Raw genomic sequence first — 9,430 nt, forward strand, 5'->3', positions numbered from 1 at the left:
GGGTGGGTCCGGTTGAGGGGGTGTGAGCGGCATGGATGCCGCGACCAAGCCTACATGGACGTATTTACGGCGTCCCCCTCAACCGGACCCACCCCGCCATCCCACGGAAAGCCAGCTTTTGAAGTTGACGTTGATTCTGCGGGTGCAGGGCTGCAAGCCCTGCCGGAACCCTCACCCCGCCGGGGTAGCAGCACCGTTCAAGTAATCCAGGCTCACCTGCATCAGCGCGCGGAACCCGACGTCCAACGCCTTCTCATCCAACAGGAACTTCGGCGAGTGGTTCGCCGGCGCCGTCGCCGGGTCGATGCCCACGCTGGTCGAACCCACGAAGAAGAACATGCCCGGCACTTCCTTCGCGTACAGCGAGAAATCCTCCGCGCCCATCTGCAGCGGCGGCTCGTACACGTTGTCCTTGCCCACCACCGCCTGCAGGCTCGGCAGCATCTTCGCGGTCAGCGCCGGGTCGTTCACCGTGGCCGGGTTGCCCTCCGCTTCGTAGATGTCGGTCACCGCCTTGGCACCGTGCGCGGCCGCGGTGTGCTCGGCCACGTTGCGCAGGTCGGCGAAGATCTGCTGGCGCATGCCCTCGTCGAAGGTGCGGATGGTGCCGACCATCTCCACTTCATCCGGAATGATGTTGTAGCGGATGCCGCCGTTGATCGCGCCGAAGGTCAGTACCGCCGGCTGCTTGGACAGGTTGGTGCGACGGCTGATGATGGTCTGCGCGGTGCCGATCAGGTCGGCAGTGGCCACGATCGGGTCCACGCCGTTCCACGGTGCCGAGCCGTGGGTCTGGCGGCCGATCACCTTGATGCCGAAACGATCCGACGCTGCCATCAGCGGGCCGCCGCGCACCGCGATCTGGCCCGCCTGCACGCTGGAGAACACATGCAGGCCGAACACCGCTTCCGGCTTGAAGTCGGCGAACAGGCCTTCCTTCAGCATCAGCGCCGCACCGCCCTCTTCCGGCGGCGGCGCGCCTTCCTCGGAGGGCTGGAAGATCAGCATCACCTGGCCGGGCAGGTCCTTCTTCATCGCCACCAGCGCCTGCGCCACGCCCAGCAGGGTGGCGGTGTGCGCATCGTGGCCGCAGGCATGCATCACGCCCACGGTCTGCCCGCGGTATTGCGCGGTGGCCTTGGATGCGAACGGCAGGCCGGTCTGCTCGGTCACCGGCAGCGCGTCCATGTCCGCGCGCAGGGCGATCTTCGGGCCCGGCTTGCCGCCTTCGATGATCGCCACTACGCCGTGGTGGGCGATGCCGGTCTTCGGCTTCAGGCCCATCGCACGCAGGCGCTTGGCGACCTCGGCCGAGGTGCGCTCCTCGCGGTTGGAAAGTTCCGGGTGCTGGTGGAAATCACGGCGCCACTCCACCACCTGGGCCTGCAGGCGCTGCGCGGCGGCGGTCACCTCCGGGCGCTCGGCCTGCTGGGCGTGGGCAAGGGCCGGCAGGGCCAGCAGCAGGGCGGACAGCAGCAGCGAACGGCGCATCGGGGTCTCCACGGAAGGGGTCTGCACCTGAATGTAGGCCAACACCGCCGCTACGGGAACCTCCTTCGCTGCGCCCGGTCTTAGCGCCCGTCCCATACGTCATGCAGGAAACGTAGCGGGCCACAGGTATGCTTTGCGCATTGCCACCCGGGGTCCGCCCCGACCAGCCCTCTTGGAGTCCTTGAATGTCACGTGTTTGGAAGATCGTGCTGCTGGTCGTGGCAGTGCTGGTGCTGGCGGTGGTGGGCGTGCGCGTCCTCGGTGGCGGCAAGGACAAGGCCGGTGGCCAGGCCGCAGGTGCGCGCCAGGGCGGTGAGGATCCCGATGCCGGCCCGGTGCCGGTGACCGTGGTCGATGCCAAGCGCCAGGACGTGCCGGTGTATGCCAGCGCGCTGGGCACGGTGACCGCGATGAACACGGTGACGGTGAGCCCGCAGGTCGGCGGCCAGCTGATGAGCCTCAATTTCCGCGAGGGCCAGGAAGTGAAGCAGGGTGACCTGCTGGCACAGATCGACCCGCGCAGCGCCCAGGCCAGCTACGACCAGGCCGTGGCCGCCAAGCGCCAGAACGAGGCGCTGCTGGCTACCGCCCGCTCCAACTACCAGCGCTCCAACGCGCCGGAGTACCGCCAGTTCGTCGCCAAGACCGATCTGGATACACAGCGAAACCAAGTGTCACAGTACGAAAGCGCCGTGGCCGCCAACGAAGCCAGCGCGCGTGCCGCGCAGGTGCAGCTGCAGTACACCCGCATCACCGCGCCGATCTCGGGCATCGCCGGCATCCGCGCGGTCGACGCCGGCAACGTGGTCAGCGCCGGTACCGCGCTGGTCACCCTCACCCAGATCCATCCGATCCACGTGCTGTTCAACCTGCCCGAGCGCCAGCTCGGCGACGTGCGCCAGGCACAGAACGCCGGTGCCGTGCCGGTCGCCGCGCTGGACCGCGCCGATTCGCACGTGCTGTCCGGTGACGGCAAGCTGGACGTGGTCGACAACCTGATCAGCGCCGACAGCGGCACCTTCAAGGCCCGCGCGATCTTCGACAACACCGACAACGGCCTGTGGCCGGGCCAGTTCGTCAACGTGCGCATGCAGCTGCGCACGATCGGCGGCGGCGTGGTCATCCCCACCCAGGCGGTGCTGCGTGGCCCGGACGGCGAGTACGTGTATGTCGTGCAGGGCGACAACACGGTGAAGATGCAGACCGTGCGCAGCGGCGTGGAAGTGGGCGACAGCCAGGTGCAGATCGCCGAAGGCCTGAAAGGCGGCGAGCGCGTGGTCAGCGAAGGTCAGTTCCGCCTGAAGCCAGGCAGCAAGGTGACCGCGCTGAAGCCGGGCGAGACGCCGGCGGCACCGACCGAGGCCGAACTGAAGGCCGCTGAACAGAAGAGTGGCGGCAGTGGCCGTCGTGGTGGTGGCCCGCGCTGAGCGCAGGCCACCCTTTCCTTTCGCGCCGGCCTCGTAGCCGGCGCTGCCATTGAAGCGCCAGCAAGGATCAGTCCGTGGGCTTTTCGACGATCTTCATCCGCCGTCCCATCGCTACCTCGCTGTTGATGGCGGGCCTGTTGCTGCTGGGCATCCTCGGTTACCGCAAGCTGCCGGTGTCGGCGCTGCCGGAAATCGATGCGCCCAGCCTGGTGGTCACCACCCAGTACCCGGGTGCCAACGCGACCACCATGGCCTCGCTGGTGACCACGCCGCTGGAGCGCCAGTTCGGGCAGATCTCCGGGCTGGAACTGATGACCTCCGATTCCTCGGCGGGGTTGTCAACGATCATCCTGCAGTTCTCGATGGACCGCGACATCGACATCGCCGCACAGGACGTGCAGGCGGCGATCCGCCAGGCCACCCTGCCCTCCTCGCTGCCCTACCAGCCGGTCTACAACCGGGTGAACCCGGCCGATGCGGCCATCGTCACCCTCAAGCTGACCTCGGACACGCGCCCGCTGCGTGACGTCAACAACTACGCCGACTCGATCCTCGCCCAGCGCCTGTCGCAGGTGCAGGGCGTGGGCCTGGTGTCGATCGCCGGCAACGTGCGCCCGGCCGTGCGCATCCAGGTCAACCCGGCGCAGCTGTCGAACATGGGCCTGACCATGGAGGAGCTGCGCAGCGCGCTCACCCAGGCCAACGTCAATGCGCCGAAGGGTTCGTTGAACGGCAAGACCCAGTCCTACAGCATCGGCACCAACGACCAGCTGGCCAGCGCCGCCGAGTACCGCGACACCATCATCAGCTACAAGAACGGCCGCCCGGTGCGGCTGTCCGACGTGGCCGACGTGATCGACGGCGTGGAGAACGACCAGCTGGCCGCCTGGGCCGATGGCAAGCCGGCCGTGCTGCTGGAAGTGCGCCGCCAGCCGGGCGCCAACATCGTGCAGACCGTCGAGCGCATCCGCGCCATCCTGCCGCAGCTGCAGGGCGTGCTGCCGGCCGACGTGCACCTGGAAATCTTCAACGACCGCACCGAGACCATCCGCGCCTCGGTGCACGAAGTGCAGTTCACCCTGATCCTCACCATCGGCCTGGTGGTGGCGGTCATCTTCGTGTTCCTGCGCCGGTTCTGGGCCACCATCATTCCCTCGGTGGCGGTGCCGCTGTCGCTGGCCGGCACCTTCGCGGTGATGGCCTTCACCGGCATGTCGCTGGACAACCTTTCGCTGATGGCGCTGGTGGTGGCCACCGGCTTCGTGGTCGACGATGCGATCGTGATGATCGAGAACATCGTCCGCTACATCGAGCAGGGCAAGAGTGGCAAGGAAGCGGCCGAGATCGGCGCGCGCCAGATCGGCTTCACCGTGCTGTCGCTGACCGTCTCGCTGGTGGCGGTGTTCCTGCCGCTGCTGCTGATGCCCGGCGTCACCGGCCGCCTGTTCCACGAGTTCGCGTGGGTGCTGAGCATCGCCGTCGTGCTGTCGATGCTGATCTCGCTGACGCTGACCCCGATGATGTGCGCCTACCTGCTCAAGCCCGATGCCCTGCCCGAGGGCGAGGACGCGCATGAGCGCGCCGCGGCGGCCGGCAAGCAGAACCTGTGGACGCGCACCGTGGGCCTGTACGAGCGCAGCCTGGACTGGGTGCTGGGCCACCAGCGCCTGACCCTGGCCGTGGCCGGCGCCGCACTGGTGCTCACCGTGCTGCTGTACGTGCTGATTCCCAAGGGCCTGCTGCCCGAACAGGACACCGGCCTGATCACCGGCGTGGTCCAGGCCGACCAGAACATCGCCTTCCCGCAGATGGAGCAGCGCACCAGGCAGGTGGCCGAAGCGCTGCGCCAGGATCCGGACGTGACCGGCGTGTCGGCCTTCATCGGCGCCGGCAGCATGAACCCCACGCTCAACCAGGGCCAGCTGTCGATCGTGCTGAAGGAACGCGGCGAGCGTGACGGCCTGGATGAGATCCTGCCGCGCCTGCAGAAGGCCGTGGCCGGCATCCCCGGCGTGGCGCTGTACCTCAAGCCCGTGCAGGACGTGACCCTGGATACCCGCGTGGCCGCCACCGAGTACCAGTACTCGCTGTCAGACGTGGATTCGGCCACCGTGGCCACCCAGGCCACGCGCCTGACCGAGGCGCTGCGCAAGCGCCCGGAACTGGCCGACGTGGACAACAACCTGTCCAACCAGGGCCGCGCCCTGGAACTGAACATCGACCGCGACAAGGCCAGCGTGCTGGGCGTGCCGATGCAGACCATCGATGACACGCTCTACGATGCGTTCGGCCAGCGCCAGATCTCGACCATCTTCACCGAGCTCAACCAGTACCGCGTCGTGCTGGAAGTCGCGCCCGAGTTCCGCACCAGCACCGCGCTGATGGAACAGCTGGCCGTGGCCTCCAACGGTGCAGGCGCCCTCACCGGCACCAACGCCACCAGCTTCGGCCAGGTCACCTCGTCCAACTCGTCCACTGCCACCGGCATCGGCGCGCAGAACACCGGCATCACCGTCGGTGCGGGCAACATCATCCCGCTGTCGGCGCTGGCCGAAGGCAAGGTCACCAGCGCGCCGCTGGTGGTCAGCCACCAGCAGCAGCTGCCGGCAGTGACGGTGTCCTTCAACATCGCCCCGGGCTATTCGCTGTCCGATGCGGTCAAGGCCATCCAGGAAACCAAGGACAGCCTGGACATGCCGGCCCACCTGCATGCCGAGTTCATCGGCAAGGCGGCCGAATTCACCGGCAGCCAGACCGACGTGGTGTGGCTGCTGCTGGCCTCGCTGGTGGTCATCTACATCGTGCTGGGCGTGCTGTACGAAAGCTACATCCACCCCATCACGATCATCTCCACCCTGCCGCCGGCCGGCGTCGGCGCGCTGCTGGCGCTGATGGTGTGCGGGCTGAGCCTGTCGGTGGATGGCATCGTCGGCATCGTGCTGCTCATCGGCATCGTCAAGAAGAACGGCATCATGATGGTGGACTTCGCCATCGAAGCGCGCCGTGCGGGTGCCAACGCGCACGAAGCGATCCGCCGCGCCTGCCTGCTGCGCTTCCGCCCGATCATGATGACCACCGCTGCGGCCATGCTCGGTGCGCTGCCGCTGGCGCTGGGCACCGGCATCGGTTCGGAGCTGCGCCGCCCGCTGGGCATCGCCATCGTCGGCGGCCTGCTGCTCTCGCAGCTGGTCACCCTGTACACCACGCCGGTGATCTACCTGTACATGGAACGCTTCTCCGAGTGGCTGGCCCGCCGCCGCGAGCAGCGCGCCCTGCGTGACGGCACGCTGCAGGAGCCGCAGGCATGATCCACGCCCCGCTGCTGCGGGGGGCCGCACGATGAACCTGTCCGGCCCCTTCATCCGCCGCCCGATCGGCACTGCCCTGCTGGCCATCGGCTTGTTCATGATCGGCCTGATCTGCTACCTGCGGCTAGGCGTGTCGGCACTGCCGAACATCCAGATCCCGGTGATCTTCGTGCACGCCAGCCAGGCCGGTGCGGATGCGGCGACGATGGCCTCCACGGTGACCGCGCCGCTGGAACGCCACCTCGGCCAGCTGCCGGGCATCGACCGCATGCGCTCGTCGAGCTCGGAAGGCAGCTCGCTGGTCTTCATGATCTTCCAGACCGACCGCGACATCGATTCGGCCGCGCTGGATGTACAGACCGCGATCAACTCGGCACAGGCCGACCTGCCCTCGGGGCTGGGTTCGCCGATGTACCAGAAGGCGAACCCGAACGACGATCCGGTCATCGCCATCGCCCTGACCTCGCAGACGCAGTCGGCCGACGAGCTGTACAACGTCGCCGATTCGCTGCTGGCCCAGCGCATCCGCCAGATCAGCGGCGTGGCCTCGGTGGACATCGCCGGTGCCTCGACGCCGGCCGTGCGCGTGGACGTCAACCTGCGCCTGATGAACGCCCTCGGCCTGACCGCCGACGACCTGCGCAATGCCGTGCGTGCGGCCAACGTGACCTCGCCCACCGGCTTCCTCAGCGACGGCAACACCACCACGGCGATCATCGCCAACGATTCGGTGGCGCGCGCCGCCGATTTCGCCGAGCTGGTGGTCAAGACCCAGGGCGATGGCCGGGTGATCCGCCTGAAGGACATCGCCAACGTCTACGACGGCCAGCAGGATGCCTACCAGGCCGCGTGGTTCAACCACAAACCGGCCGTGGTGATGTACGTGTTCACCCGTGCCGGCGCCAACATCGTCGAAACGGTGGACCGGGTGAAGGCGCAGATTCCCGCGCTGCGCGATTACCTGCAGCCCGGCACCACCATGACGCCGTACTTCGACCGTACGCCGACCATCCGTTCGTCGCTGCATGAAGTGCAGATCACCCTGCTGATCAGCCTGGCCATGGTGGTGCTGACCATGGCGCTGTTCCTGCGCCGGCTGGCGCCCACGCTGATCGCCGCAGTGACCGTGCCGCTGTCGCTGGCCGGTGCCGCGCTGGTGATGTACGCGCTCGGTTTCACCCTCAACAATTTGAGCCTGCTGGCCCTGGTGATCGCGATCGGTTTCGTGGTGGACGATGCCATCGTGGTGATCGAAAACATCATGCGCCACCTCGACGAGGGCGTGCCGCGCCTGCAGGCGGCCTTCACCGGCGCGCGCGAGATCGGCTTCACCATCGTCTCCATCACCGCCTCGCTGGTGGCGGTGTTCATCCCGCTGCTGTTTGCCAGCGGCATGATGGGCGCGTTCTTCCGCGAGTTCACCGTCACCCTGGTGGCGGCCATCGTGGTCTCGATGATCGTCTCGCTGACCCTGACCCCGGCGCTGTGCAGCCGCTTCCTCAGCGCACACGACCACACCGCCGCACCGTCGCGCTTCGGCCGCTGGCTCGATGCCGGGCACGACCGCATGCTGCGCATCTACACGGTGTTCCTGGACTTCTCGCTGCGCCATGCACTGCTGCTTTCGCTCACCCCGCTGATCCTGATCGGCGTCACCATCTTCCTGTTCGGTGCAGTGAAGAAGGGCGCGTTCCCGCCGCAGGACACCGGCCTGATCTGGGGCCGCGCCAATTCCAGCGCCACCGTTTCCTTCGAGGACATGGTGGCCCGCCAGCGCCGCATCACCGACATGCTGATGGCCGACCCGGCGGTGAAGACCGTGGGCGTGCGCCTGGGCAGTGGCCGCCAGGGTTCCAGCGCGCAGTTCAACGTCGAGCTGAAGTCGCGCAAGGAAGGCCGCCGCGAGACCACCGCCCATGCGCTGGCCCGCCTGAGCGCCAAGGCCGACCGCTACCCGGACCTGCAGCTGCGCCTGCGGGCCATCCAGGACCTGCCCAGCAACGATGGCGGCGGCAACAGCCAGGGCGCGCAGTACCGCATCTCGCTGCAGGGCAATGACCTGGCCGCGCTGCAGGAGTGGCTGCCCAAGCTGCAGGCGGCGCTGAAGAAGAACCCGAAGCTGCGCGATGTCGGCACCGACGTCGACAACGCCGGCCTGCGCCAGAACATCGAGATCGACCGGGCCAAGGCCGCGCGCCTGGGCATCTCGGTGGGTGCCATCGATGGCGCGCTGTACGGGGCCTTCGGCCAGCGCCAGATCTCCACGATCTACTCGGACATCAACCAGTACAGCGTGGTGGTCAACGCGCTGCCGTCGCAGACCGCCACGCCGGCGGCGCTGGACGAGGTGTACGTGAAGGCGCGCAGCGGCGAGATGGTGCCGATCACCGCGGTGGCCCGCCAGGCACCGGGGCTGGCGCCGTCGCAGATCACCCATGAAAACCAGTACACGACGATGGACCTGAGCTACAACCTCGCACCGGGCGTCAGTGCCGGCGAGGCCAAGGCGATCATCGACGCGACGGTGGCAGGCATGCGCATGCCGGGCGACATCCGCCTGGCCGACGATGCGGGCTTCGGTTTCAATTCCGACCCCAGCGACATGCTGATCCTGGTGATGGCGGCGATCCTGACCGTGTACCTGGTGCTGGGCATGCTGTACGAGAGCCTGATCCACCCGGTGACGATCCTGTCCACCCTGCCGGCGGCCGGCGTGGGCGCGCTGCTGGCGCTGTTCGGCACCAACACCGAACTGTCGGTCATTTCGATGATCGCGCTGGTGCTGCTGATCGGCATCGTCAAGAAGAACGCGATCATGATGATCGACTTCGCCCTGGTGGCGCAGCGCGAGCATGGCCTGGCACCACGCGAGGCGGCGCGCGAGGCCAGCATCGTGCGCTTCCGCCCGATCATGATGACCACCATGGTGGCGATCCTGGCGGCGGTGCCGCTGGCGATCGGCCTCGGCGAGGGCTCGGAGCTGCGCCGCCCGCTGGGTATCGCGATGATCGGCGGCCTGCTGTTCTCGCAGAGCCTGACGCTGCTGAGCACCCCGGCGCTGTACGTGATCTTCTCGTGCCTGGCCGAACGCTGGCGGGCACGCCGCGCGCGCAAGCGCGAAGCAAAGCTGCTCAAGCGCGCGCAGCGGGCATGATGGGAGGTGCCGGGCCCCCGCCCGCCCAAACCCCGGCCGCCCAACCCCCC

Annotated in this window: 4 protein-coding genes; 3 read left to right on the forward strand and 1 reads right to left on the reverse strand. The window is 67.9% G+C overall.

The genetic code is table 11. The features are described 5' to 3' along the window. Positions 1 to 171: 171 nt before the first annotated feature. Complete coding sequence (locus IAE41_RS20615; protein ID WP_200734386.1) at positions 172 to 1,491, reverse strand: M20 family metallopeptidase; 1,320 nt, start codon at positions 1,489 to 1,491, stop codon at positions 172 to 174. Positions 1,492 to 1,676: 185 nt separating this feature from the next. On the opposite strand from IAE41_RS20615, the gene IAE41_RS20620 reads away from it, so the two are divergent. The 3 genes from IAE41_RS20620 (at position 1,677) to IAE41_RS20630 (ending at position 9,380) form a co-directional block, all read left to right on the forward strand. Then, on the forward strand, positions 1,677 to 2,918 hold the full coding sequence (locus tag IAE41_RS20620) for an efflux RND transporter periplasmic adaptor subunit (protein ID WP_200734387.1): 1,242 nt from the start codon (positions 1,677 to 1,679) through the stop codon (positions 2,916 to 2,918). Positions 2,919 to 2,992: 74 nt separating this feature from the next. Further along, on the forward strand, positions 2,993 to 6,226 hold the full coding sequence (locus tag IAE41_RS20625; protein WP_079223830.1) for an efflux RND transporter permease subunit: 3,234 nt from the start codon (positions 2,993 to 2,995) through the stop codon (positions 6,224 to 6,226). 31 nt (positions 6,227 to 6,257) lie between these two features. After that, positions 6,258 to 9,380 carry an efflux RND transporter permease subunit gene (locus IAE41_RS20630; RefSeq protein ID WP_200734388.1) on the forward strand — a complete coding sequence of 1,041 codons (3,123 nt, stop codon included), beginning with the start codon at positions 6,258 to 6,260 and terminating at the stop codon, positions 9,378 to 9,380. Positions 9,381 to 9,430: the final 50 nt, after the last annotated feature.

This window comes from Stenotrophomonas sp. S39 (assembly GCF_016624665.1).
In the GTDB taxonomy this organism is placed as follows: Bacteria; Pseudomonadota; Gammaproteobacteria; order Xanthomonadales; family Xanthomonadaceae; genus Stenotrophomonas.